General features: G+C 49.3%; 24 protein-coding genes and 1 other RNA gene. 14 read left to right on the forward strand and 11 right to left on the reverse strand.

The features are described from left to right. Positions 1–64 precede the first annotated feature (64 nt). The 5 genes from ABXJ76_RS00905 to sucC are packed head-to-tail and all read right to left on the reverse strand — an operon-like array spanning position 65 to position 5,298. A complete protein-coding gene (locus ABXJ76_RS00905) occupies positions 65–1,675 on the reverse strand; it encodes an NAD+ synthase (protein ID WP_432743245.1) in 1,611 nt (536 codons plus the stop codon). Next, positions 1,672–2,256: an HNH endonuclease gene (locus ABXJ76_RS00910; protein ID WP_432743247.1), complete on the reverse strand. Its 585-nt coding sequence runs from the start codon at positions 2,254–2,256 to the stop codon at positions 1,672–1,674. The genes ABXJ76_RS00905 and ABXJ76_RS00910 overlap by 4 nt, the downstream gene beginning before the upstream one ends. An 11-nt stretch (positions 2,257–2,267) precedes the next feature. Next, positions 2,268–3,227, reverse strand: coding sequence for a DNA cytosine methyltransferase (locus ABXJ76_RS00915; RefSeq protein ID WP_432743249.1), 960 nt, complete (start codon positions 3,225–3,227; stop codon positions 2,268–2,270). Between the two features lie 41 nt (positions 3,228–3,268). Continuing rightward, the gene (gene sucD, locus ABXJ76_RS00920; RefSeq protein ID WP_432743250.1) at positions 3,269–4,135 is read right to left on the reverse strand and encodes a succinate--CoA ligase subunit alpha; all 867 of its coding nucleotides are present in this window, start codon (positions 4,133–4,135) and stop codon (positions 3,269–3,271) included. Continuing rightward, the gene (gene sucC, locus ABXJ76_RS00925) at positions 4,132–5,298 is read right to left on the reverse strand and encodes an ADP-forming succinate--CoA ligase subunit beta (RefSeq protein ID WP_432743252.1); all 1,167 of its coding nucleotides are present in this window, start codon (positions 5,296–5,298) and stop codon (positions 4,132–4,134) included. The genes sucD and sucC overlap by 4 nt, the downstream gene beginning before the upstream one ends. A gap of 61 nt (positions 5,299–5,359) precedes the next feature. Between sucC and ABXJ76_RS00930 the strand changes: the two genes are divergently transcribed. Continuing rightward, a complete protein-coding gene (locus ABXJ76_RS00930; RefSeq protein WP_432743254.1) occupies positions 5,360–7,051 on the forward strand; it encodes a sensor histidine kinase in 1,692 nt (563 codons plus the stop codon). Beyond that, positions 7,048–8,388 (forward strand): sigma-54-dependent transcriptional regulator, encoded by a 1,341-nt coding sequence (locus tag ABXJ76_RS00935; protein WP_432743256.1) that lies wholly within the window; start codon positions 7,048–7,050, stop codon positions 8,386–8,388. Before ABXJ76_RS00930 ends, ABXJ76_RS00935 begins: the two co-directional genes overlap by 4 nt. Before the next feature lie 126 nt (positions 8,389–8,514). Here ABXJ76_RS00935 and ABXJ76_RS00940 read toward each other — a convergent pair whose 3' ends face one another. From ABXJ76_RS00940 to ABXJ76_RS00965, 6 genes are all read right to left on the reverse strand, one after another. Next, on the reverse strand, positions 8,515–9,459 hold the full coding sequence (locus tag ABXJ76_RS00940) for an IS1595 family transposase (RefSeq protein ID WP_432743258.1): 945 nt from the start codon (positions 9,457–9,459) through the stop codon (positions 8,515–8,517). An 84-nt stretch (positions 9,460–9,543) separates the two neighbouring features. Further along, complete coding sequence (locus tag ABXJ76_RS00945; protein ID WP_432743260.1) at positions 9,544–10,095, reverse strand: hypothetical protein; 552 nt, start codon at positions 10,093–10,095, stop codon at positions 9,544–9,546. Between the two features lie 332 nt (positions 10,096–10,427). After that, the gene (locus tag ABXJ76_RS00950) at positions 10,428–11,648 is read right to left on the reverse strand and encodes a UbiH/UbiF/VisC/COQ6 family ubiquinone biosynthesis hydroxylase (protein ID WP_432743262.1); all 1,221 of its coding nucleotides are present in this window, start codon (positions 11,646–11,648) and stop codon (positions 10,428–10,430) included. A 4-nt stretch (positions 11,649–11,652) separates the two neighbouring features. Continuing rightward, positions 11,653–12,864 carry a 2-octaprenyl-6-methoxyphenyl hydroxylase gene (ubiH, locus tag ABXJ76_RS00955; RefSeq protein WP_432743263.1) on the reverse strand — a complete coding sequence of 404 codons (1,212 nt, stop codon included), beginning with the start codon at positions 12,862–12,864 and terminating at the stop codon, positions 11,653–11,655. Further along, a complete protein-coding gene (pepP, locus tag ABXJ76_RS00960; RefSeq protein ID WP_432743264.1) occupies positions 12,864–14,174 on the reverse strand; it encodes a Xaa-Pro aminopeptidase in 1,311 nt (436 codons plus the stop codon). Before pepP ends, ubiH begins: the two co-directional genes overlap by 1 nt. A gap of 40 nt (positions 14,175–14,214) precedes the next feature. Beyond that, the gene (locus ABXJ76_RS00965; protein WP_432743265.1) at positions 14,215–14,724 is read right to left on the reverse strand and encodes a UPF0149 family protein; all 510 of its coding nucleotides are present in this window, start codon (positions 14,722–14,724) and stop codon (positions 14,215–14,217) included. Positions 14,725–14,877: 153 nt separating this feature from the next. Here ABXJ76_RS00965 and ABXJ76_RS00970 point away from each other — a divergent pair, with 153 nt between their 5' ends. The 12 genes from ABXJ76_RS00970 (at position 14,878) to ABXJ76_RS01025 (ending at position 25,509) form a co-directional block, all read left to right on the forward strand. Then, positions 14,878–15,099 (forward strand): TIGR02449 family protein, encoded by a 222-nt coding sequence (locus tag ABXJ76_RS00970; RefSeq protein ID WP_432743267.1) that lies wholly within the window; start codon positions 14,878–14,880, stop codon positions 15,097–15,099. After that, positions 15,096–15,395 carry a cell division protein ZapA gene (locus tag ABXJ76_RS00975; RefSeq protein WP_432743269.1) on the forward strand — a complete coding sequence of 100 codons (300 nt, stop codon included), beginning with the start codon at positions 15,096–15,098 and terminating at the stop codon, positions 15,393–15,395. Before ABXJ76_RS00970 ends, ABXJ76_RS00975 begins: the two co-directional genes overlap by 4 nt. 21 nt (positions 15,396–15,416) lie before the next feature. Further along, positions 15,417–15,595: non-coding RNA, 6S RNA (gene ssrS / locus ABXJ76_RS00980), on the forward strand. Between the two features lie 37 nt (positions 15,596–15,632). Next, the gene (locus ABXJ76_RS00985; RefSeq protein ID WP_432746407.1) at positions 15,633–16,091 is read left to right on the forward strand and encodes an EVE domain-containing protein; all 459 of its coding nucleotides are present in this window, start codon (positions 15,633–15,635) and stop codon (positions 16,089–16,091) included. A 283-nt stretch (positions 16,092–16,374) separates the two neighbouring features. Then, positions 16,375–16,920, forward strand: a complete 546-nt coding sequence (rfbC, locus tag ABXJ76_RS00990; RefSeq protein ID WP_432743270.1) for a dTDP-4-dehydrorhamnose 3,5-epimerase — start codon at positions 16,375–16,377, stop codon at positions 16,918–16,920. Then, positions 16,917–17,819: a dTDP-4-dehydrorhamnose reductase gene (rfbD, locus tag ABXJ76_RS00995; RefSeq protein WP_432743272.1), complete on the forward strand. Its 903-nt coding sequence runs from the start codon at positions 16,917–16,919 to the stop codon at positions 17,817–17,819. The genes rfbC and rfbD overlap by 4 nt, the downstream gene beginning before the upstream one ends. Before the next feature lie 11 nt (positions 17,820–17,830). Further along, on the forward strand, positions 17,831–18,898 hold the full coding sequence (gene rfbB, locus ABXJ76_RS01000; RefSeq protein ID WP_432743274.1) for a dTDP-glucose 4,6-dehydratase: 1,068 nt from the start codon (positions 17,831–17,833) through the stop codon (positions 18,896–18,898). Continuing rightward, positions 18,895–19,779, forward strand: coding sequence for a glucose-1-phosphate thymidylyltransferase RfbA (rfbA, locus tag ABXJ76_RS01005; RefSeq protein ID WP_432743275.1), 885 nt, complete (start codon positions 18,895–18,897; stop codon positions 19,777–19,779). The genes rfbB and rfbA overlap by 4 nt, the downstream gene beginning before the upstream one ends. 272 nt (positions 19,780–20,051) lie before the next feature. Beyond that, positions 20,052–21,767, forward strand: a complete 1,716-nt coding sequence (locus ABXJ76_RS01010; RefSeq protein ID WP_432743277.1) for a type I secretion system permease/ATPase — start codon at positions 20,052–20,054, stop codon at positions 21,765–21,767. 12 nt (positions 21,768–21,779) lie between these two features. Beyond that, positions 21,780–23,099 (forward strand): HlyD family type I secretion periplasmic adaptor subunit, encoded by a 1,320-nt coding sequence (locus tag ABXJ76_RS01015; protein ID WP_432743278.1) that lies wholly within the window; start codon positions 21,780–21,782, stop codon positions 23,097–23,099. A 5-nt stretch (positions 23,100–23,104) separates the two neighbouring features. Then, positions 23,105–24,427, forward strand: coding sequence for a TolC family outer membrane protein (locus ABXJ76_RS01020; protein WP_432743279.1), 1,323 nt, complete (start codon positions 23,105–23,107; stop codon positions 24,425–24,427). A gap of 188 nt (positions 24,428–24,615) precedes the next feature. Further along, positions 24,616–25,509, forward strand: a complete 894-nt coding sequence (locus ABXJ76_RS01025; protein WP_432743281.1) for a glycosyltransferase family 2 protein — start codon at positions 24,616–24,618, stop codon at positions 25,507–25,509. Positions 25,510–25,682: the final 173 nt, after the last annotated feature.

The following is a 25,682-nucleotide window of genomic DNA, read 5'->3' on the forward strand; positions in this document are numbered from 1 at the left end:
AGGGTATTGCCTTCTTAATCATCGCCTAGGCGACCGGCCAGTCGCCCAGGGTATTTAATTTGGCTTAAATTCCCTTATAACCGGAAGTGATCGGGTAGCGTCGGTCGCGACCGAACGCTCTGGAGGTAATCCTGATGCCGGGCGGAGATTGTCTGCGTTTGTATTCGTTGCGGTCTACCAGGCTGATGGCTCGGGCTACGTCTTCACGGCTGAATCCGGCAGCAATGATTTGATCGGCAGATTGATCCTGCCCAATGTAACGCTCCAGTATCGGGTCCAGCACGTCGTAAGGCGGCAATGAATCCGCGTCGACCTGATCCGGTGCCAGTTCGGCCGAAGGCGGACGGATAATGACCCGTTCCGGTATCACCTGAGATAAGGTGTTGCGATAACGAGCCAATTGATAAACCAGCAGCTTGGGCACATCCTTGATCGGCGCAAAACCGCCGGACATGTCACCGTACAAGGTCGCGTAACCGACGCTCATTTCACTCTTGTTGCCGGTGGTTAATAACAGCTTGCCTTGCTTGTTCGACAATGCCATTAACACCACGCCGCGGCAACGCGCCTGAATGTTTTCTTCGGTGGCGTCTTTGGCCGTGCCGACAAAAATATCGGCCAACATGCCGGTAAAGGCATTAACGGCGGGTTCTATCGGAATGGTATGGTGGTGTACGCCCAAGGCTTCCGCTTCCAGCACCGCATCTTCGTTGCTCATGTCCTGTGTATAGCGCGACGGCAGCAATACCGCTTCAACCTTATCCGCGCCTAAGGCATCAACGGCCAAAGCCAGCACCAGAGCCGAATCGATGCCGCCGGACAGCCCTAAAATCGCGCCCTGAAAACCGTTTTTTCTGACATAATCTTTAATGCCCAATACCAGCGCCTGATACTCGCTGGAAACCTCAGCATAAAGCGGCGCACACGTATTTTTTAGCGGATGACTGCCATCAAACTCGACTACGCTGATCTGCTCTTTAAACTCCTCGGCACGGAAAACAATGTCGCCGTCGGCAGCAACAACAAAAGACGCGCCGTCGAAAATCAATTCATCCTGACCGCCGACCTGATTGACATACACCAACGGAATCTGTGCGGCTTTAACCTGGCTGCAAACAATGGCTTCGCGCTGATGGATTTTTCCCGAATTAAACGGCGAGGCGTTAAGGGTCAGCAGCAACTCGGCTCCCGCTTGTTTGTTGTCTTCAATAATGCCGGGTCGCCAGACATCTTCGCAAATGGTCAGGCCGATAAAGGTGCCATTGAACTCAAATACGCAGGGCTGATTGCCTGCCGTAAAATAACGCTGCTCATCAAACACACCGTAATTGGGCAGCGCCCGCTTGCGATAACAGGCGGTTATCGCGCCCTGATGCAATACTGCCGCGCTGTTGTACAGCTTGTCGCCGTCGCGTTCGGGAAAGCCGACGATCAGCGCAATATCGGTCACGCGGTCGGCCAGTTGATAAAGCGCATTATTGGCGGCGGTAATAAAATCGGTGCGCAATAACAAGTCTTCCGCCGGGTAGCCGGTAATCGTCAGCTCAGGAAAAACGATCATATCGGCGCCCAATTGATCGCGGGCATGAAGGGCGGCTTTGACTATGTTATCAACATTGGCGCTTATATCGCCGACCAGGAAATTGGTTTGGGCCAGGGCTATTTTTAGGATCATTCGAGGAATTCTTTAGCTTGTTTTGGAAATTTACCAATTAACCACTTTAGTAATTCAACTTGATCCCCACCTTTTGCTCGTCTAACTTGTATGAGTAATTTTTGACTGGATGGGCGGTCAAGAGTTAAGTTTGAAGCCCCTTCGTTACACACAGAACACAATGCCCGTAAGTTTGTAGCACTATCATCGCCGCCTTGTGATTTGTCGATAATATGCCCTATATGTAAGCGTGTTTTTCTTGATGGGTCGTATGGATGAGCTTCTCCGGCAACGGCGCCGCACATTTGACAAGTAAAACCGTTACGATCAAGAACGAAAGCTCTAGTTTCTTTTGAAATTGCACGTTCGAATGCGGGTTGTGGTTTCGGATTTTCTAAGATGTACTGTCCTGGCTTTAGATCGCTACGGTCGTTGTGGGTGAGAATTTGGTAACCTTCTTCTGTTCGTAGCTCACGAACACGCCGCGCCCATTCGCTTTGATTGCTACAAACTTCCCGTAATTCTTCAGAATCCATTACACGACCAATATTATTCAAGAAATGTTCGCGTAATCTTGCTTTTGCTCCAATTAATTTTGCCATTATTAAACTTCTTATCCTGCCATTGCAAATAGTTTTCTAGCTGTTAAACAGTTATGAATTTGTGACGCCACTGCGTGAGCAACCGGTGGCGGAAAAGCGTTACCAATTTGACGGTATGCAGGTGTTTTTTTGCCCAAGAACTTCCAATCATCGGGGAAACCTTGAATACGCGCCACCATTTCCACGGTTAAGCGTGGCATACCAACAAAATCTTTTTCAGGTACTTCATTAGCAATAGTATGACCGTTAACCCCCAATGCCGCCCATGCTTTCTTGGCTCGTGTTGGCCCCAAATCAGGGCCACCGTGTTTTTTAGAGCCGCCCACAATTGTTGGCGCAATATCATCAGCCTCTTTCGCCCACTTTCTTGCTCCACGCCAGCCACCAGAATTCATTTGATCGAGCAACAGCTCACCAACAGTAGGTGGGTTATGATCACGGGGGGTACACCAATTAAAATTAGCGGCCAAATCTTTTTTAATGGCGACGATCACAACACGAGGGCGTAACTGCGAAACACCATAGTCTGAAGCATTCAATAAACGCCAATCGACAACATAACCCATACGTTGCAATTTGCGCTTCAAGGTAATGCGATAGTCTTCAAATACGGCATCAAGAAAGCCACGCACGTTTTCCAACATGACTGCATTAGGCCTGATTTCATCAACAAGCCGCAATGCTTCTGGAAACAAATCACGCTCATCATCTTTGCCCAATTGTTTACCTGCCTTAGAAAACGGCGGACACGGTACGCCGCCAGCCAACAATTGAACACCTTGGTATTTTGTACCGTCGAACTCCTTCACATCACTTTCAATAACATTCCAGTTTGGGCGATTGAAGCGTAAGGTTTTGCAGCAATGACCATCAATTTCAACCAAGGCTTGCGCGCCAAATCCCGCGCGCTCTAACCCCAATGCTTGGCCACCGGCACCTGCACAGATTTCAATACATTCAAGCTCAGACATCATTCATACTCTCATACCTTTATGGTTTGAACGGTTCAATTTTACAAACACCCTTTCATCGCCACGCCAATATCGGTCGGCGAACTCACTACTTCAATCCCCGCCGCTTTAAGCGCCGCGACCTTGCCTTCCGCCGTACCTTTGCCGCCGGTCACAATCGCCCCGGCATGACCCATGCGCTTGCCGGGAGGCGCGGTAAGTCCTGCGATATAAGCAACCACCGGCTTGGTGACGTGGGCTTTAATGTATTCTGCGGCCTCTTCTTCTTCGCCGCCGCCGATTTCACCGACCATGACGATGCCTTTAGTTTGGTCATCAGCCTGAAAACGGCTGAGCACGTCGACGAAGTTCATGCCGTGTATCGGATCGCCGCCGATGCCGACGCAGGTACTTTGTCCCAGGCCTTGCACGGTGGTTTGATGCACCGATTCATAGGTTAAGGTGCCGGAGCGCGACACGATGCCGATGGATCCCGGTAGATGGATGTTAGCCGGCATGATGCCGATTTTGCAGGCGCCGGGGGTAATGATGCCGGGGCAGTTGGGACCGATCAGCAAGGCGCCGGTGCCGGCCATCGCCGCTTTAACGCGCAACATTTGCAGTATCGGTATACCCTCGGTGATACAGACAATCAGTTGAATACCGGCATCGACAGCTTCCAGAATGGCGTCAGCCGCGTAAAAAGGCGGCACGTAAATGACGCTGGCGGTGGCGCCGGTAGCGTTCACTGCGTCTTGTACGGTGTTGAACACCGGCAAGCCCAAATGGGTTTCGCCGCCGCGTTCCGGCGTCACGCCGCCGACTAATCGGGTGCCGTAATCCAGCGCTTGCTGGGAATGAAAAGTGCCTTGCTTGCCGGTAAAACCCTGGCAAATCACTTTGGTGTCTTTGTCGATTAAAATACTCATGCGGCCTCCGCAAATGCTACAACTTGTTCTGCGGCGTGCGCCAAATCATCCGCCGCATAAAGATTCAATCCGGCGTTGCTTAGCAAGGCTCTACCCTGTTCGGCGTTGGTGCCTTCCAGACGCACTACCACCGGTACGGTGACATGAACTTGTTCGACAGCGGCTAAAATGCCCGCCGCGATAATATCGCATTGGACGATGCCGCCGAAAATATTCACCAACACGGCTTTGACGCTATGATCCGACAAGATCAGCTTGAACGCCTCGCAAACTTTTTCAACGCTGGTGCCGCCGCCGACATCAAGAAAATTGGCGGGTTGTCCGCCTTTGAGTTTGACCAGATCCATGGTCGCCATCGCCAGTCCGGCACCGTTGACCATGCAGCCGATATTGCCTTCCAGGGTAATGTAATTGAGCCCGAATTGCTGGGCTTTGTTTTCTTTTTCATCTTCCTGTTCGGCATCTTTCATCGCCCTTATATCGGGATGCGCTTCAACCGCGTTATCGTCGAAATTGATCTTGGCATCCAGCGCTATCAGCTCGCCGCTGTCGGTTTCTATTAGCGGATTAATTTCAATTTGGCTGGCGTCTTTGGCTAAAAACAGGTCGTACAAGCCTTGCATGATTTTTCCTAAGGCTTTGATCTGCTGGCCTTTAAGTCCCAAGGCATAGGCGGCTTTCCTACATTGATAGCCTTGCAAGCCGGCGGCCGGATGCACGGGAACCGAGATAATCTGTTCAGGCGTTTCGTGGGCGACGGTTTCGATATCCATGCCGCCTGCGGCCGAGGCAATAAAAATAATGCGTTCGCTGCTCCGGTCGACCAGAATACTCAAATATAATTCGCGCTTGATCGGGTAAGTTTTTTCTATCAGCAGCGAGTTAATCGGCAGTCCTTCCGCGCCGGTCTGCTTGGTAACCAGGCGCTTGCCCAGCATGCCCCGGCTAAACTCGGCCACTTCAGCCAGAGTTTTAGCCAGCTTTACCCCGCCGACCTTGCCCCGACCGCCGGCATGAACCTGAGCTTTAACCACCCAACCGTCACCGCCCAGTTCCTTGGCAACCTGTTCGGCCGCTTCGGGGGTTGTCGCCTGTTTGCCATCAGGCACCGGTATCGCGTAATGCAAAAACAACTGTTTAGCCTGATACTCATGAATATTCATTGATTGCTCCTGGATTGACCGGTAAGGTCCGGCGGGTATTCTTCACTCAGATGATAACTAAATGTTACGATTAAAGGCGTTACTGAGCATTTTAACCAAGTCCCTGCAAAACGCTATTCTAAAAACAACTATGCCGTCAAATTCCAATGAGACCGTCTTTCCCTGCCCATTCTCTAAAGGCTACGGAATTCCTGCCCAACAAGCCTGGTTATTGCTGAAAGTTTTTTTAGGCTATCGATTAATCCTGGCCGGCCTGTTTGTCAGTTTGTTTTACAGTGACACCAACGCTTCATTGCTCGGTGCGTACGACAGCAAATTATTCACTTACAGCAGCCAAAGCTACCTGATACTCTCAATCATCTCCGGTGTCTGCATAGTCTGGCGACTCACCAGCTACACCGCACAAGCGCAGCTGCTTATTGTTACCGACATACTGATACTTACCTTGATCATGCATGCCTCCGGCGGCGTTAACAGCGGCATGGGCGTATTGCTTGCGGTCTCCATCGCCGCTGGCGGGTTATTGATCGGCGGCCGTTGCGCGATGTTTTTTGCTGCCTTGGCCAGTCTGGCGGTGTTGGCGGAACAAATCCTTGCCGATTATATGCACAGCTTCAATTCGACCTCTTATACCAATTCCGGCATGCTGGGTGCTGCATTTTTTACCATTGCGTTGCTGTCCTATATTCTGGCAAAGCGTAGCGAACAAATATTACAGCTTACCGATCAGCAAAAACGAACTATCACCAAACTGGAAGATCTCAACAAGTACATTATTCAGCACCTGCAATCAGGCATCATTATCACCAACAAAGAGCAAAGCATTCAAATGGCCAATGAGTCGGCCTTGCGGCTGGTAAATTTAGCGGCACTACCGGTTAATTTAAGCGATATTTCAAGCCATTTGTCGCTGGCATTTCAAACGTGGTTAGCTGATTCTGAACAGAATCTGGTGCTGCTCGAATTGCCGGATCAGTCCCAAGTTCATAGCCGGTTCATGCCTTTGCCGACAGGAAATGAGTTTTTTTACATGATTATTCTTGAGGATATTGCGCTTTATAACCAGCAGGTACAGCAAAGCAAACTGGCCTCGCTGGGTCAACTCACCGCCAGTATTGCCCACGAAATACGCAACCCCTTAGGCGCGATCAGCCATGCCGGACAATTACTGGCGGAAAATCCGCTGTTATCCGTTCAGGATAAGCGCTTGACCCAAATCATCCAGACCCATTCAGTTCGCGTCAACCATATTATTGAAGATATTTTACAGCTGTCCAGACGAACCGATTCAAGACGGGAGCAACTTTATTTAAAGCCGTGGCTGGATAATTACCTGGAGAATTTCACGCTCGAACATGCTGTGAATAGGGACGCCTTCGCTCTTTCATATCCTGTTGAATCGGTCTGTGTGCTGATAGATCCCGATCATTTAAGACAGATTATGGACAACTTATGCCGCAACGCACTGAGATACGGCAATCCTGAGGCCGGGCCGATAATTTTACAGGTGTTTTCCTTACAACAGGCGCCCTGCATAGCCATCATCGATAATGGTGCCGGCATTAGCAGTGAACAGCAAATTCACCTGTTTGAACCCTTTTTTACCACATCGTCCAGCGGCACAGGCTTAGGGCTTTATATCTCCAAAGAATTAGCCGAATTAAATCAGGCAAAATTGAACTATTATTTAACCGACGATAAGCGAAGCTGTTTTAGACTGTGCTTGTTGAACGCGGAACAGACATTACGATGAAAAAACCACTGGCCTTGATTGTAGACGACGAACCCGATATTCGGGAGCTGCTGGCAATCACCCTGAATAGAATGAATATCCAAACTTGCGGCGCCGAAAATATAGGCGATGCCAAAGCATTATTGCAACAAAAGTCCTTCGATCTTTGCCTGACCGACATGAAGCTGCCTGACGGCAACGGCCTGGAGTTGGTCGGTTTTATACAAACGCTGTCCGTTCCGATACCGGTTGCCGTTATTACCGCACACGGCAACATGGAGTCGGCTATTCTGGCGATGAAAAAAGGCGCGTTCGATTTTGTTTCCAAACCGGTTGATTTGCCCGCACTTAGGTTGCTGGTAAACAATGCGTTAAAACTTTCCGCTGCCGGTCCCACTAAAGAAAGACGATCCCGGCACACCTTGCTGGGCGACTCATTCATCATGCGGGAGATCAGGGCAAAAATAAATAAACTCGCCCGCAGTCAGGCTCCGGTCTATATCAGCGGCGAATCAGGTTCAGGTAAAGAGTTGGTCGCCAGGTTGATTCATCAGCACAGTTCTCGTAGCGACCATGCTTTTGTCGCGATTAACTGCGGAGCCATCCCGCAGGAACTGATGGAAAGCGAGTTTTTCGGGCATAAAAAAGGCAGTTTTACCGGCGCGGTCAGCGACAAAAAAGGCTTGTTCCAGGCCGCAGAAGGCGGCACTTTATTTCTCGATGAAATTGCCGATTTGCCGCTGTCTTTGCAAGTCAAACTGTTGCGCGCCATCCAGGAAAAAAAGATTCGCCCGGTTGGCGAGCAACAGGAAATCCCGGTCGATATTCGTTTGCTCAGCGCCACCCATAAAAACCTTAACGACATGGTTCGGGACGGCAGTTTTAGGCAGGATTTATATTACCGTATCAATGTCATCGATCTTCATGTCCCCCCCTTGCGTGAGCGACTTGGCGATATACCGCTTCTTACCGAGCACATATTGGCCAAACTGACCGCTGCCGACAAACAGGATCAGCCCGCCTTATCGGCAGCCGCAGCAGCGGCATTACAACGGTATCATTTTCCGGGCAATGTGCGTGAACTTGAAAATGTCCTGGAAAGAGCTTTGGCGCTGTATGACGGCAATCGCATAGAGAGCGATGATTTGAGTCTGCCGGTAGGTACGCATGATCTTACTAAGTCGTCGGATTTTGATCTAGCCTTAGGATCTTTGGAAGAGCATTTGGAAAAAATCGAAAGAAAAGCGCTCTCTGTTGCGCTGGAAGAAACTCAAGGGAATAAAACAGCCGCCGCCAAGCAGCTGGGGCTATCTTTCAGATCGTTACGCTATCGCTTGAACAAGCTGGATATCGGATAGAGCCGGTAAAAGGCGTTTTAAAGCGCAATAAAAAAAGGCAGCCAATCAGGCCACCCTTACAATATTCCTTGAACCTTGAACCTTGAACCTTGAACCTTGAACCTTGAACCTCAAATACCTACTTGATTACCCATAATCCTCAGCCATCTTCAGTAGCCGCATAGGCATAGGTGGTGTTCTGACTGCAACGTAACATAGGCGGGGCAGCATATCCTCAAGGACAAATCGCCGATTGAAGCGATAACAAAATTCTGCCAAATAGCGCGGAAGGTGTTTATGATTGATAGCGTGATAAGTCCTGTCAATCGACCTTTTGACATTACCTATCATCGTATTGACCCAAGTGAAGGGTTCCAGCGAGACACATTCAGGGCCTCCACCGGTTACGATGCTGGTATGCTGGCATCCTGCCTTGGTAACAGCGGCAAAACAGGCCAGTCCGTCCGAGACCACGTGACTGTCGGTGCTAAGATGGCGCTTCGCCCAACGAGTGATTTCTTTGGAGCGGAACCCGTTGACCACAGTCATGTTCATGGCAATAGGATGTCCTTTTTCGTTGACCGACACAGCCGCCACAAAAGGTGTTTTGTTGGGTGAACCCCGTCCACGCTTGCCTCCCCGATGTTCGCCGCCCCAATACACGTCATCCAGTTGGATGACGCCGGATAACGGCTTACTATCATCACGCTCCTTCATTACCTGCATCAGCTTCTGTTTGATGCTCCAGGCGGTATTGTATGAAACACCTAATTGACGGCGCAGTGAAAGGGCAGAAACGCCAGTTTTTGCTTGTGTGGTCAAGTGGATCGCGAGAAACCAAGTTGTTAACGGGAGTTTCGTCGCAGAAAAAATGGTGCCACTAATGAGGGAATGTTGATGGTGGCAGTGATTGCACTGATAAACCACTCGTGTTTTCAGGGAGCAGTAGCTTTGCCCACCGCATTCAGGGCAAACATAGCCTTGAGGCCAGCGCCAATGAAACAAGGCTTTTCGGCATTGCCCTTCACTCCCATAATTTTTCATGAACTCGCCCAGGCTATAGCCTTTTTGAAATTGAACTTTGTTTTTCATGACGTTATCCCATCCGTATGGTAGATACTGTCAGTATAGACATTCTTGTAACATTGGCTGTTCTTTATGGGTAATCAGGAATACCTAAGCCTTATATTTATCCATGGCTTCGAACTTACCTATAGCGTCTTTTATTGTCGCTTCAGTCTCAGTATTCAGTTCATTATTTTTATAGACTTTTTCCAGTAATCCTTCTGCAACCAATGCGTCTTTTATCCAGCGCTTGGTGAATCGGTAATTACTATAGGCCGTAGCAATTTCGGCTGTTTGTGGGTTTTTTAATCCTGCGCTCTTGGCCGTGACCTGTGCGGGGATTTTTTTAACGGTTGCCGGTTTGACTGTCGTTGCCTTGGCTGCCGCAGCTTTAGTCGCTACCTTAGGCGCAGCCGTTTTGGCGGCTACAGGCTTAGGTGTTGCGGCTTTAGGCGCTACCGTTTTAGCCGCAGCCGGTTTAATTGCGACTGGTTTTTCTGTTGCAACAGCAACCTGGGGTTTTGGCAGTTCCACGGCGGCGGCTTGAACTTCAGGTTTTGCCTGTGGCGCTTTGGATTTAGCCGTTGCTTTCTGTTCGCCTATCATCACATAAACAACATAGGCAACAAAAATAGTCGTTAATATAAACAACCCTTCAATCATAATGGCTCTCCACCTTTTTAGGTTAATTTTTTTGTAACTACGTAGTCATCAACATAACAGAACGCGGATAACTCAAAAAAATCTTGTTTTTTATCTTAATTATCAGCGTCGCCTAGAGGCGCCTACTTTTGGCATCTGCGTTCTATTTTTTTAACGCTGAGTCGTTACATTTTTTTGTTCTTTAGTGCTTTATCGTTAAGCGCCATCGGTCAGCAGGCCAAGCAGGTAAACCGTATCGCTAGTGCTGGAATATACCAGAAGCCGGTGTGCAGGCAAAACTCTAATTCGAAAAACGGTAATCCTAGCCGGTACTTAGTACTAAAAACTGGCGATTACCAGCATATTTGCCTTTTTGCCAGTTTAGGTAAATCATCACGCAAGCCCATGGCGTAGTTGTTAAAGTAAGTCTTGGCCAGTACCGAGCTATTAACCAGGTTCATCCCTGCGGAGCGCAAGCCGACTAAAGGCTCGGCAGTTATGCGATAGGTCTTGTTGAGCGCATCCATAGTCGACATCATCATCAGGTTATCGCCTTTACGCCAGCGCTCATAACGACGCAAGAAGCGTGAGCTGGATAGCGGCCTTTTTTCCTGCTTGGTTTGGATGACCAGCTCGGCAATAGCGGCGGCATCTAACAGCCCTGCATTGACACCTTGGCCGGCGAGTGGATGCATCGCATGAGCGGCATCGCCGCACAAGGCAAAACCTTGATCAATATAGCGGTTTGCGTATTGAAAGCGTAAAGGGAATGCAGCGCGCGGACCAACGTCTAGCATCTTTCCAAGAATGCCGCCGGAGGCTTGCTCAAGAACCTGTAGGAAGTCTTTGTCGGCAAGCGCCAGGTATTTTTTTGCCGTTGCTGAACTGAGGGTCCAAACAATTGAGCATTGCCCATTATTTAGCGGTAAAAAAGCCAATGGCCCTTCAGCCAAAAAACGTTGCCATGCGGTGAACTGATGGCTCATTTCAGTGGTTACTGTAGCGACCAGGCCATCCTGGTGATAGTCCCAGCCGGTTACCGCTATACCCGCCATGGCTCTTAATGTTGAATCACGGCCGTCGGCGGCAATAATCAAATCAGCCTCAAGGGTTCGATCGTCTTGCAAGCGCAGTTGCCTGCTGTTTTCGTTAAGCTGCATATCGATAACTTTTGCCGGGGCAATGCAAGTGGCCGAGGGCAGGGCGTCCAGCTGATCCCAAAGGGCGGCAACGGCGACCCTGTTTTCGACTAAATGGCCCAGCTCAGAAAAAGGGGTGTCAGCGCAATCAAAATGCAATTCACCGTCGGCACCGGCATCCCACACGCGCATGTCCCGATACGCGCAAACGCCGCGCTGCAGCATGCCCGGCCATGCACCCAACATTTCCAGGATGTTTTGGGAGGCTTTGGTTAGTGCGGAGACGCGAATATCAATAGGTTCCGGCGGCCATTGTCTTTCCGGGTTAAACCGCTCCAGTAACGCCACCTTGATGCCGCCATGCGCCAAGGCGCAAGCTGTTGCTGCACCCACCATGCCGCCGCCGCAAACAATGACTTCATAATGATGAGTCATTATCCTATCTCCTGCTGCCTAGCCTGGGCAAGCGTCCGGCCAGTCCCATCGCGTGACGGGTCAGTAAGGTTTTTGCGGTAGGAATATGATCCAGTATCGCTAAGCCGACATTGCGAACGGCTGCCAATGCCAGCCAGTCGTTCGAAAAAATCCGCACTAGCGTATCGGTAAAGCCGATGGTTCGGTCGTGATCTTTCTGTCTGGATTGTGCATAGGCCGTTAAGAACTCGGCGTCGCCAATATCTTGATTTGCCTGATGCTGGTTGATGATCATTTCGGCCAGCTGCACAACATCGCGCAGGCCGAGGTTAAATCCCTGTCCTGCAACCGGATGCAGCTGATGTACGGCATTGCCGATAATCACGGTTCGATTCGCTAACATTTTTTCGGCCCGTATCAACGACAAGGGGAATGCTCTTGGAGGAGCGGCCAAGCTAAATTTGCCCAATTTATAACCGAAACACTGCTGAAGCTCGGCTAAAAAATCGCTCTCACTGCCGGACATCAGTGCATCGGCATCTTCACTGCTACGCGTCCAGACCACCGCGCAATGATTGGTATTCACCGGCAACAAGGCCAGCGGCCCGGAAGCGGTAAAACGCTCGAATGCGGTATTGTTATGGGGCAGGGATGATTGGACTGTAGTGACTAATGCGGTCTGTTCGTATTCGGTTATATGTTGCGCTATTTCCAGCAACTTGCGCACTGAAGAATTGCCGCCGTCGGCACCGACCAGCAACCGAGCGGATAAGTTTAATGAAGCATCGCCACGTTTTAAGCTGACATTGACGGCACTATTGCCGGCCATTAAACCCACCAGACGGGCAGGGCAAACCAGTTCTATATTGGCCGCATTAACCAGCTTGGCGACATGGGTCTCAATATCCCGTGCGCTAATCACATAGCCTAGCGCCGCCACGTTTTCTTGTTGCGCCGAAAGACGGACTTTGCCGAAATGACCCTGGTCGGAAATGTGGATGTTTTTAATAGCGGTAGCGGCCTGACTAATACTCTGCCAGATACCCAGCGCCTCCAGCATTTTTACGGTACCGGCGGCCAAAGCCAAAGCCCGGTCGCCGGCAGCAGCGTCATCCAACTGTTCAGCGGTGCTGGCTTCAACTATCGCCATTTTCAGTCCGGTGTCTTTTAACGCCAGAGCCAGGCAGTTACCGGCCAAGCCGCCGCCGATAATCACTAGGTCATAATCATGTTGCATCAGCTTGCCTGCATTAAACTTTCAATGTCTTCAATCGTTTTAGGGACGCCAGCGGACAGAATCTCATAGCCCTGGTCGGTTACCAGCACATCATCTTCAATGCGTATGCCTATGCCTCGCCATTGCTTATCAACGGTCAGACAATCTACCGGGATATACAAGCCCGGTTCTATGGTCAGCACCATACCGGGTTCGAGTAAGCGCCATTCCTTATCGACTTTATAGTCGCCGACATCATGCACATCCATGCCTAACCAGTGGCCGATCCGGTGCATATAAAATTGCTTGTATTTTTCATCCTTGATCAGTTTTGTTACTTTGCCTTTGAGCAGTCCCAGCGCTACCAGGCCTTTGGTGAGCACCTCAACCGACGCATCATGCGCCAAATTCCACGGCAGTCCTGGTTTGATCTGTGCGATGGCTGCGGTCTGGGCATCTAAAACCAGTTGATACAGCAGTTTTTGCGGTTCGCTAAAACGCCCGGAAACCGGAAAAGTGCGGGTAATATCGGCGGCGTAATGGTCGCATTCCGCTCCGGCATCAATCAGCAGTAAATCGCCGTTTTTTAATTTATCGGCATTTTCAGTGTAATGCAGTACGCAGGCATTTTTTCCGCCGGCTACTATCGAAGGATAGGCAACCGCACGCAAGCCATCCTGAATAAAATGATAAATCATTTCCGCTTCTATCTGATACTCATACACCCCAGCCTTGCATTTTTGCATCGCTTTGGCATGGGCGTTGGCAGAAACATCGGCGGCGCGACGCATCAGCTTGAGTTCTTCGGGACTCTTGAACAGGCGCATTTCATGCAGAATATGCTCCAGCGAAACCAGTTCGCCTGGCGCATTGACGCCGGTTCTGGACTGGCTGCGGATATGATTTATCCAGGTCAATAAGCTGTGATCGAGATCGGAATCACGGCCCATAGGATAATAAACCTTGGCCTTGTCTTCCAGCATGCCCGGCAAAATGTCGTCCAGGTCATCAATCGGGAAAGAATCATCAGCCTTATAATGCGTGGTAGCGCCGTCAAGACCTGCGTGGGCGCCCTCCCATAAGGCCTTTTTTTCATCGAATTCGCGACAAAATAAAATGTATTCGCCTTGTTTGCGCCCAGGAATAAAAACGGCCAGGGAATCCGGTTCATTAAAGCCGGTCAAATAATAAAAATCGCTATCCTGTCGGAACGGATAATCCACATCCCGGTTGCGCGTTCGGGTGGCAGCGCTGCCTATAATCGCAATATTGCCGGTGCCGATCTGTTGCATTAATTGCTTGCGGCGTTTTTTAAATTCACTTTGTTTCATTTTAAATCAGGTTCAAGGTTCAAGGTTCAAGGTGAAAGGTTCAAGAACCTTTGTCATTTAATTCGCTACACAGTAATAAAACCGCCGATCTCATATATTCGGTGATTTCCATAAAATCGCTCTCATCTTCTTCCCCTTCAGCCTCGATGTCCAGTTTGGTGAATTCGGCAATGTCTTTTAGTATTTCGGTCGCTTCCTTGGATAAGTCAGAGGCAGTATGGGTAAAGCCCACGCCCAATAAAAAGCCACGGCACCAGCAAGTTAATGCTTCAACCTGATCGCCCAGCAAGTTCTCATCGTCAGGCAACAACAAGTCGAATTCGAATTCATCGTTTGCCAATAAGCTTCGCGTTTCCTCGAATAAATGCACCAATGTTGAGCGGTCTTCATCGGCTGCCGGTATTGCATGCCGAAACAGTTCGGTTAACCATTCGGCGCTCTGAGCCTGCTGATTGGCGCATAACATGCCCGTCGCCATACCGTGAGCTTCTGCGGCCGAGAGTTCGGCATCGCTTCGTACAACTATTGTATTGATTACTTGATAAGTCATAAATTCCACATAATAATTTCACTATCGCGGACTAAAAATATCGCTTATGCTACCATTGATCGTTAATGTGAATCACATTTGTTCATCTTGAATCGCCCGGTAAAGGCGTAAAATATTACGTATTTACTTGCTGGCAATAACCTAGTTACCACCATGATACAATTAGATCAATCTGTAGAGTTAAAAGGCCTCGAAAACAAGCTGGATCAGCTTATCGAGCAATACGACCGCGTAAAAAATGAAAACAGTTCGCTGAAAACCAAGCAGGATTCCTTGGTTCGGGAAAAAGCCAAGCTACTGGAAAAAACCACCCTGGCCAGAACCCGAGTTGAAGCGATGATTTCTCGTCTGAAAGCAATGGAGAATGGTTCATGAACGTCAAACCCCAGCCTGTGTCCCTGACCATTATGGGCAAAGAATACAAAATCGCTTGTACAGTTGATGGCCAAAACGATCTGATCCAGTCGGCACAACAGCTTGATAGGCAAATGCGTCAAATGAGAGATTCCGGCAAAGTGGCGGGCGCTGATAGGATTGCAGTGATGGCCGCGCTTAATCTGGCTCATGAGTTACAGCTGATGAAAAGTCAAAATGCCACGCTCAACCAAAGTTTGAGCGAATGTCTGTCAAAAATGACGCACAAAATAGAAAACGTTTTAGAAAACCAGTAAACACGCTAAACTATTGTCCTGTATCTCCTGTAGCGTTCGAGGGTGTGCTGGGTGTTCCTGAACCTGTTTTTACCCCGGGGGCGGATACCGGTATTGGTGTGCATGCCCGTTTTATACGGGAAGCCTGATTTACCAGCCACGTCCCCACTTGAACCTTCGGTTCAAGGACGATGGCACATTACGGCGCCGGCGGGAGATACATCCTAACAATAGAGTCTTATGCAAAACAAAATCCCCATGAACTACTGGCTGATGAAATCCGAACCTGATGCGTTCGGGATTAACGATCTGTACAACAAGCCCAAGCAGACCGAACATTGGGATGGCGTGCGTAATTATCAGGCCAGAAACATGATGCGGGACGATATGAAGCTGGGCGACTCGGTTTTCTTTTATCATTCCAATTGTGATGTACCGGGCATCGTCGGCATCATGGAAATTGTTAAAGAAGGCTACCCCGATTTTTTGGCTTTCGATCCGGATGATCCGCATTTCGATCCCAAAAGCGACCATGAACATCCTCGCTGGATGATGGTTGACGTTAAATACCTCAGAACCCTGTCGCGCACCATCACTCTTAAAGAATTGAAATGTCACGAACAACTGGCAGATTTGGCGCTGGTAAGGCGGGGCAATCGATTATCCATCATGCCGGTCAGCAAAGACCAGTGGGAGTTTATCCTTTCGCTGGAGTAAGGCTGGTAGTGTTTTTACTCCCGTCTTACGCAGCAAACGTTGAATTCACGGCCTGATTAGCAAGAAACCTCAGCCACAGCTGCCTTGCCGGTATGGATGCGGGTATCCATAGTTCATGAATGGCAATACTCAGCATAAGGCATGCCGCCCCTTTCTTGACTATAACCTTATGGCTAGCGTTAGCATTGGCGATAAGCCGATACGCCGGCGCATCTGATAAAGATTATTTTGGCAATTGAGCGCATAAGGCAAGGCATTTTTTTCACTTAACTATGTTTTCAATATGAAAGTCATCCAAACAGCAATTCCAGATTTACTCATTCTTGAGCCTAAAGTATTTGGCGATCAACGCGGTTTTTTTCTAGAAAGTTATAATCAACAAACTTTTCATGATTTAACCGGCGTCGCTGCGACCTTCGTACAGGATAATCATTCGCGATCCGGTAAAAATGTATTGAGAGGCTTGCATTATCAGATAAAACAACCGCAAGGAAAACTGGTTCGTGTCACCGCAGGGTGTGTTTTTGATGTGGCGGTCGATTTGCGAAAATCGTCGGCCACATTGGGTCATTGGGTTGGCGTGGAGTTAAGCGGAGAAAATCATCGGCAGTTCTGGGTGCCGCCGGGCTTTGCGCATGGCTTTTTAGTGCTGTCCGAGCAGGCCGATTTTTTATACAAAACCACCGAGTACTATGCGCCGGAGCACGAGCGTTGTATCCGCTGGGATGACCCGGACATTGGCATCGATTGGCCCCAAAACTATGTTCCCGTGCTTTCCGCCAAGGATGCCCAAGGCCGGGCTTTTGGCGATGCCGAGGTGTTCGCATGAAAATGTTGTTAACCGGCTGCAACGGGCAAGTGGGCTGGGAGTTAGCCAGGGCGTTATTGCCTTTGGGGGAAATCATTGCCGTCAACCGTACCCAAGCCGATCTTGCCGATCTTGATGGTTTGCGGCACGCCGTGCAAAAATATAATGCGGATGTCATTGTCAATGCGGCAGCCTATACCGCAGTGGATAAAGCGGAAACTGAAAAGGATTTGGCATTTCTGATTAATGCAGAAGCGCCCGGTGTTTTAGCGGAAGCCGCAAAAAAAACCGGTGCCTTGTTGATTCATTACTCAACCGACTATGTTTTTGATGGTACCAAGACTTCTGCTTATACCGAAGACGATGTACCGAATCCGGTTAATATTTACGGACAAAGCAAATTAGCCGGTGAACAGGCTATACAAGCCAGTGGAGTCGATTACATGATGCTTCGGACCTCTTGGGTTTATGCGGCAAGAGGCCATAATTTTCTAAAAAGTATTCTGCGTTTAGCGGCAGAACGCGAAGAGCTGAATATTGTTGCCGATCAGATTGGCTCACCAACCTGGGCGCGACTGATAGCTGAAACAACGGCGCATATCTTACGGCAATCGCTGCTTGAACGGCGCGAAGGCGGTTTTAACTCAGGTCTGTATAACTTAACATCAGCGGGCGAAACATCCTGGCATGGTTTTGCCCGGATGATTGTTGATGTTGCGCAGCAACAGCAAAACCAAGCATTAAAAAACCACACGATTAACCCCATAGCGACTACAGCTTACCCTCTGCCGGCCAAGCGCCCAGCCAATTCGCGCTTGGCAACAGGCCGCTTGGAACAGCATTTTGGCTTGAAAATGCCTGCATGGGATCAAGCTTTAACGCTTTGTATGAAAGATATAGCCGATTCTGTACATCATTAAGGACAACAAACATGAAAATACTTATCACCGGCGGTGCGGGGTTTATAGGCTCGGCCCTTATCCGATATCTACTCACAGAAACAGGACACAGCGTCATCAATGTCGATAAGCTCACTTATGCCGGTAATCTTGAATCGCTTAAGCCGATAGAGAGCAGCTCCCGCTATAGCTTTGAACAGGCCGATATAGGCAATGCGGCTAAGATGGAGCAACTGCTCCGGGAATACCGGCCGGATGCGATCATGCATCTGGCGGCGGAATCCCATGTAGACCGCTCTATTGATGGCCCTGCCGCTTTTATTGAAACCAACATCGTCGGCACTTATGTCTTGGTCGAAGCCGCGCGACACTATTGGCAATCTCTGCCAGAGGCTAAAAAAGCACAATTCCGTTTTCATCATATTTCCACCGATGAAGTTTATGGCGATTTAATCGATGACGATAGCCTTTTTACCGAACAGACGCCTTATGCGCCCAGCTCGCCTTATTCCGCTTCCAAAGCAAGCTCGGACCATATTGTTCGGGCTTGGCAGCGCACCTACGGCCTCCCGGTTGTAGTGACTAATTGCTCCAATAACTATGGCCCTTATCAATTCCCGGAAAAATTAATTCCGGTTGTCATGCTGAATGCGCTGGAAGGTAAATCCATACCGGTTTACGGCAATGGGCAGCAGATTAGGGATTGGCTGTATGTCGATGACCACGCCCGAGCGTTGCTGCTAGTGCTGGAAAAAGGGAAAATTGGCGAGACTTACAACATCGGCGGGCATAACGAAAAAACCAATCTCAGCGTGGTGCAAACCCTTTGCCGCATATTGGATGAACTTCAGCCGGATAAGCCGGGTGGAATCGGTTCTTACCAGGAGCTGATAACGTATGTTAAAGACCGGCCTGGGCATGATCTTCGTTATGCTATCGATGCGACAAAAATTGCCGATCAACTGGGATGGACGCCGAAAGAAACCTTTGAAACCGGCATGAAAAAAACCGTGCAATGGTATCTGAATAATTTGGATTGGTGCCGTCATATTCAAGATGGCAGTTACTGCCGCGAAAGACTGGGACTTGGAGAAGCATGATGAACTGGAAAGGCATTATTCTGGCGGGTGGCGCAGGCACAAGGTTGCATCCGATTACCAAGGCGGTCTCTAAGCAGTTGTTGCCGGTCTATGATAAGCCGATGATCTATTACCCGCTGTCAGTTCTGATGCTGGCCGGAATACGGGAAATACTGATTATCACTACGCCGGAAGACCAGCTCAGCTTTAAAAAACTACTCGGCGATGGTTCGGATTTCGGCATACAGCTCGACTATGCCGTACAAGCCAAACCGGAGGGCCTTGCACAGGCATTTCTGATCGGCGAGGAATTTATCGGAGACAGCAATGTTTGCCTGGTTTTGGGGGATAACATTTTCTTTGGGCAAGGCTTTACTGCCAGTTTAAAACACGCTATGGATCATAACCAAGGGGCAACCATTTTTGGCTACAAAGTCAAAGACGCGGAACGCTTCGGCGTGGTCGAGTTTGATGAAAACAATAAAGCCATATCCATTGAAGAAAAACCGGCGCAGCCACGTTCAAATTTTGCAGTAACGGGGCTGTATTTCTACGACAATCAGGTCATTGAGGTTGCCAAGCAAATCAAGCCGTCAGAGCGCGGTGAATTGGAAATAACCGAAGTTAATCGGGTTTATCTGCAAAATCAAAAGCTCAATGTAGAAATTCTTGGGCGCGGTTTTGCCTGGCTGGATACCGGTACTCATGACAGCCTTATCGAAGCAGGCCAGTTTGTACAAACCGTCGAACATCGACAGGGATTTAAAATCGCCTGTCTGGAAGAAATTGCTTTCAATCAGGGTTGGCTAACCCGGCAGGATTTAATAAAAGCTGCCGAAGCACTGGCTAAGACCGAGTATGGAGAGTATTTATTTGAGCTTGCTGAAAACAACGACGAGTGAAGAATTGGAGGCGGAGCAAAATTTTCCGTGTTTTTTGTAGGCAGTGCGTAACCTCAGTTATGTCAGGTGAAAAAGCATAGGATAGCAGGTTGGGTTAGGCTTTAGCCGTAACCCAGCTTCATGCGAAAAATGTCGGGTTACGCTACGCCCTACCGGCTAAAATGATACGTTTTTTTAGCCGGTGTACGTAACATCAGTTAGGAAAATACTTCTCTATTAATTCAATGCCAAATATGTGAAAATATAAGGTTTGAAATTGTTGTTATCCAGGAATGAAAATAAATACTAAGTCCGATTTAGAAGAAGCCCTTAAACTTTGTAAAGGCGCATTCCTATCCGCAGCCGGTTTCAGTCTACTCATCAATTTTTTGATGATCACGCCCTCTATCTACATGTTGCAGGTCTATGACCGCGTCGTTGCTACCGGTAATAAATCGACATTATTGATGTTGACACTGATAGTGGTCGTACTGTTTATTACCATGGCTTCACTGGAATGGGTGCGTTCGCAAATTCTAGTCAAAGTCAGCAGCCGCCTGGAAATGCTGTTAAATCAGCGCTTATTTCAAGTCGCCTTTAAGCAATCACTGTATTCCGGAGGACAGCGAGCCACAACCCAGCCGCTGGACGACCTGACGGGTTTGAGACAGTTTTTGACCGGCAATGGCCTGTTTGCTTTTTTTGATGCGCCGTGGATGCCGGTATATTTGGCATTGCTGTTCATGTTTCATCCGTGGTTCGGCTGGTTTTCAATATTAACCGCGATCTTGTTGTGCATTGTCGCTGCCGTCACCGAAAAAGCCACGACCAAAATACTCGGCGAAGCCAACAATGTCGCGATGGCGACGCGTGGCGCGCTGGGCAGAAATCTCAGAAATGCCGAAGTTATCGAATCGATGGGCATGCTGGGTAAAATACGGCAGCGTTGGATGATAGGCGCGGTCAAGGTTTTAGAACTGCAAGCCGTTGCCAGTTCGCGTGCCGGTTTGCTAACGGCCCTGTCTAAAGTCATCCGTATTTCTTCGCAATCCCTGATTTTAGGTTTGGGCGCTTATCTGGTCATCGAGCGCGAAATCTCGCCCGGTTTAATGATCGCCGGCTCCATTCTGATGGGCAGAGCGATGGCGCCAATCGATCTTATTATCGGTACCTGGAAAGGCTTTATCAGTGCTCGCGGACAGTACGAGCGTCTTAATACTATTTTATTGCAAATTCCGGCGGAGAAAGACCGCATGCTGCTGCCCGACCCGCAAGGTCGCCTTCAGCTGGAAAATGCGGTAGTGGTGCCGCCGGGCAGTAAATTGCCCATCATCAAGGGCATCAATTTGGTCATTGAAAAAGGTGACATTGTCGGCGTTATCGGGCCTAGCGGCGCCGGAAAATCGACCTTGGCGCGGGCCATATTGGGTATCTGGCCTACCGCCAACGGCGCTATACGCCTGGATGGCGCCGAAGTGTTCAATTGGGATCGCGAGCATCTGGGCGGTTTTATCGGTTATCTGCCGCAAGATATTGAATTATTTGAAGGAACTATCAGCGAGAATATCGCCCGCTTTGGCGACATAGATCCTGATCAGGTGGTCGAGGCCGCCAAAATGGCCGATGTCCATGACCTGATTTTGCGCTTCCCCGAAGGTTACGACACTCTTATCGGCTCCACCGGCGGCAACTTGTCGGGTGGGCAGCGGCAACGTATCGGTCTGGCGCGGGCGCTGTACGGCAACCCGGTACTGGTGGTGCTGGACGAGCCCAACTCCAATCTCGACGAACAAGGCGAAGCCGCGCTGGAAAAGGCGCTGATCAAGCTTAAGGAAAAACAAACGACCGTACTGATTATTACCCATCGTAATAGTGTCCTGTCCAAAGTCGATAAGCTGTTAATTCTCAGTGAAGGCACGCTAGCCGTTTACGGGCCGAGAGATCAGGTTATCGCCCATTTGCAACAACAGCAACAACAAGCGGTCGCGCCTGTAGCGCAACCCGCATAACATAGAAGCATTATGATAGAAAAAACCGCAGTAAATAACCCGTCTACCGTCTTGCATGCCAATGATCGAGGCATACGCAACATCGGTGCGGCCATCGTTTTTGCAACCTTTGGTGTGTTTGGCGTTTGGGCGTTTTTGGCTCCTATGGATAGCTCCGCCTTGGCGCCGGGCGTTGTCGTGGTAAAATCTTACAGAAAAACGGTACAACATCTCGATGGCGGCATTATTGCAAAAATACGGGTCAAAGACGGTGATTTAGTCAAAGAAGGCCAGCCATTACTGTTGCTTGACGATACTCAAATCAAAGCCCAACTGGAAATAGCGCGCGCTCAAAATATCACTCTTGCTGCTCAGGTAGCGCGGCTGCGCGCCGAAAGAGATCGGCTTAAACAAATTGACTATCCCGCATTACTTGATGATGCCAGTGATCCTAGAATCGCCGAGGCAAAATTGGCTGAAAATAATGTTTTTAAGTCCAGAATAAGCGCGTACGAGGGTCAAATCGCCGTGCTGAATCAGCGTGTCGGTCAGATCAACAGCAAGATAAACGGCCTCCGAGGGCAGATAGATAGCAAAAAACAACTGACAGCCTCCTATGCTGAAGAAATTCGCGATCTGAAAGAACTGTTAGCCGAAGGCTTTGCCGACAAGCAACGGTTACGCGATTTGCAGCGCAATCATGCGATGCAAAGCGGTGAAATTGCCCAACTCAACGCGGAAATTGCGACCAATCAAATGCTGATCAGCGAAACCCGACTGCAAATTTTACAAGTACAAAAACAATTTCAGGAAGAAGTCGCCGGCAAACTCAGCGAAGCCCAGGGGCAGCTTAACGATGCCCAGGAACGCTTGGCAGCCAACCAGGACAAACTTAACCGCGTTGTGATCAAAGCGCCGGCCAGCGGCATGGTGCTCGGCTTGACGGTGCATAACGAAAATGGCGTTATCTCTCCGGGGCATCCTATTCTTGACATAGTTCCCCAGGATGCCGAGCTGATCATAGAAGCTCAGGTGTCGCCCATGGATATTGACCGGGTTGCCGTTGGCCTGCAGGCCGAAGTTCGCTTTAGCGCCTTCAAACAATCGAAAACGCCCAAAATGGATGGCAAGGTTATTCATTTATCCGCCGACCGACTGACCGATGAACAAGGTAATGCCTATTATCAAGCCAGAATTGAACTCACCCCGGACAGCCGTAAAAAACTGGGTGATATGCAATTACTGCCAGGCATGCCGGCTGAGGTTTTGATTAATACCGGTGAAAGAACGCTGTTTGAATACCTGGCCCAACCCGCCACCAATTTCTTTGCGCGCTCATTCATAGAAGACTAACCGATATGAATATACACAGACAGGGGCTAATGCTGATCATTTTGGCGTGCAGCCAAATGGCGCAAGCCGAAGATTTGCTGGGTGTTTACGAGCAGGCGTTGCAAGCCGATCCGCAACTGCAAAGCGCTAAAGTCAAAATTGACATTGGTTCGGCGCAAAAAGGCCAAGCCTTGGGTCAAATGTTGCCGCAAATCAGCGCCAGCGGCAACTGGTCTGCCAACAAGCAAACCGTCAGCGGAAGCCGCCAGGATTCAACCAGCAACTTCCACGGTACCCGCTATTACGTCTCGCTGAATCAAACTTTGGTCGATTTTGCCAAATTTTGGGAATGGCGGCGTGCGTCTAAAGTGGAAGATCAATACGCCGCAGAAGCTATCGAGGCGCATAATCAGTTAATGTTCAACGTGGTGGAGCGTTATTTCAACGAACTGGAAGCAGAAGATCAACTCGATTTTGCCAAAACAGAAAAATTGGCCGCGCAAAAACAGCTTGAACAGATACAAAAACAATATGCCAAGCAACTCTTAAAAATCACCGACCTCTATGCCGTAGAAGCGAGGCTTGATCAACTTATTGCTACCGAAATATTGGCCGAGAGCCAGCGGGTGACCGCGCAACAAAGCCTTAGAGAATTAACCGGCGTCAGTCCGGCGGAACTTAACAAGCTGCGGGATGGTGTCGATTATCAGGAAATCCAGGGCGATCTTCAGCAATGGATTGATATGGCGGAAAGCCAAAATCCGGCCATTTCGGCAAAACAAATTGCCATAGAAGCGGCAGAAAATAATGTGACGGTGCAGAAATCCAAATACCTGCCGGTCGCCGATTTGCAACTGAATTATTATGACACCAACACCGGCTATCAAAGCGCAAATTTAGGCGCAAACGTACAAACCGAAGTCGCTGCGATCAACGTCACCGTGCCCCTATTTTCAGGCGGCACCACCACCCATCAAATGTTTGAAGCCAAGCATCGTTTGCAGCTCAGCAAAAACGACAACGAAGCCGCCATTCGCGGCATCACCAAAGAAACCAGCGATGCCTTTCTCAGTGCCAATGCCAATGCGAGGCATATCAAAGCCGCACAAAAAGCGCTGGACTCTGCCGGTAAATCACGGGAAGCGATGGAGCGCGGTTACCATTACGGCGTAGTGACCATCAGCGACGTGATCAAAGCGCAGCAGGATGAATTTTCGGCCAAAAAAGATTTCGCGCAAGCCAAATACAACTACATCAAAAACCGTATCCGTTTCATGCATGCCATCGGCTCGATAGCCGAAGAAAATTTACAGGAAATCAACGGTTGGCTGGAAGCAAATAACCCGTAAATGTGCGGTTTCCCACGTTGTTGTTAATTATTAGCTGCCTTAAAAGTATTGACCTATTGATTTTATTTTTAACATAGCATTTTCAATTTACGATAGTTACTTTTCAAAAAACTCGGATTGCTTCAACCGGGGAGGTTTGGCGGCAGATAGATAAGATGGCTACTACAAAATTGGGTGAAAAGTAAAATATGAGTGCCGTTATCTCAACAATCATTGTTAATTACAATGCGGGTGAGTTCTTGCGTAACTGCGTCGATTCGTTGCGGAATTGTTCGCTGGAAATAGAAATTATCGTGGTTGATAACGCCTCAACTGATGGTAGTTTGGAGTCTTTACTGGGATTGCCGTACGTACAAATTATTAAAAATCCAGCGAATGTTGGTTTTGCGACGGCTTGTAATATTGGGGTTCGTGCCGCTTCTGCTCAGTTTTTGTTGTTCCTTAACCCTGATTGTTTCTTCAAATCCGGTGCGCTGACCCGATTGTTGGAGGCTATGCGTGCGGATGATCGTGCTGGTATGGTGGGAGGCTTTCTTACTAATTTGGACGGAACCGAACAAGCCGGTGGTCGCCGGGCTGTTCCCACCCCTTGGCGTTCTTTTGTGCGCGCATTTGGGCTGGCACGTTTTTCGGATCGTTGGCCGCAGCTGTTCTTTGATTTTCACTTGCATAAACAACCGTTGCCCGATCATCTCATCGAGGTGGAGGCGATTTCCGGTGCCTGCATGATGGTCAGACGTGAGGCGATGCAGGATGTTGGGGAGTGGGACGAAGGCTATTTTTTACATTGTGAAGATCTGGACTGGTGTATGCGCTTTCGACAGAAAGGGTGGAAGATACTGTTCGTTCCGTCGGCGCAAATTACCCATGCGTTAGGGGTTTGCGGTAGAAGTAGGCCGATGTTTGTTGAGTGGCACAAGCACAAGGGCATGATTCGGTTTTACCACAAGTTTTTTCGACATCAGTATCCCGGCGTACTGATGGGGTTGGTTACGGTAGGGGTGTGGCTGCGGTTTGGCCTTATGATTGCTTATTATTCGGCCAAGCGCGCCGGTCAGGCGTTGGGACTTGGGCGTGGCTGATACCGATATTAAAAACCGTGTAGGTGTACTTGGCGCGACCAGTTTAGTGGGGGCATGTCTACTGCCGCTGATGACTGAAGCCGGTTGGCAGGTGAGGGCGTTCTCGCGGCAGGCGGTTGGACGGTCCGGTGATGGCATTGAGTGGCGACGGCTCGATTCCTCTTCCTCGACCC

The organism is Methylobacter arcticus (assembly GCF_050917435.1).
Lineage (GTDB): Bacteria > Pseudomonadota > Gammaproteobacteria > Methylococcales > Methylomonadaceae > Methylobacter_A > Methylobacter_A titanis.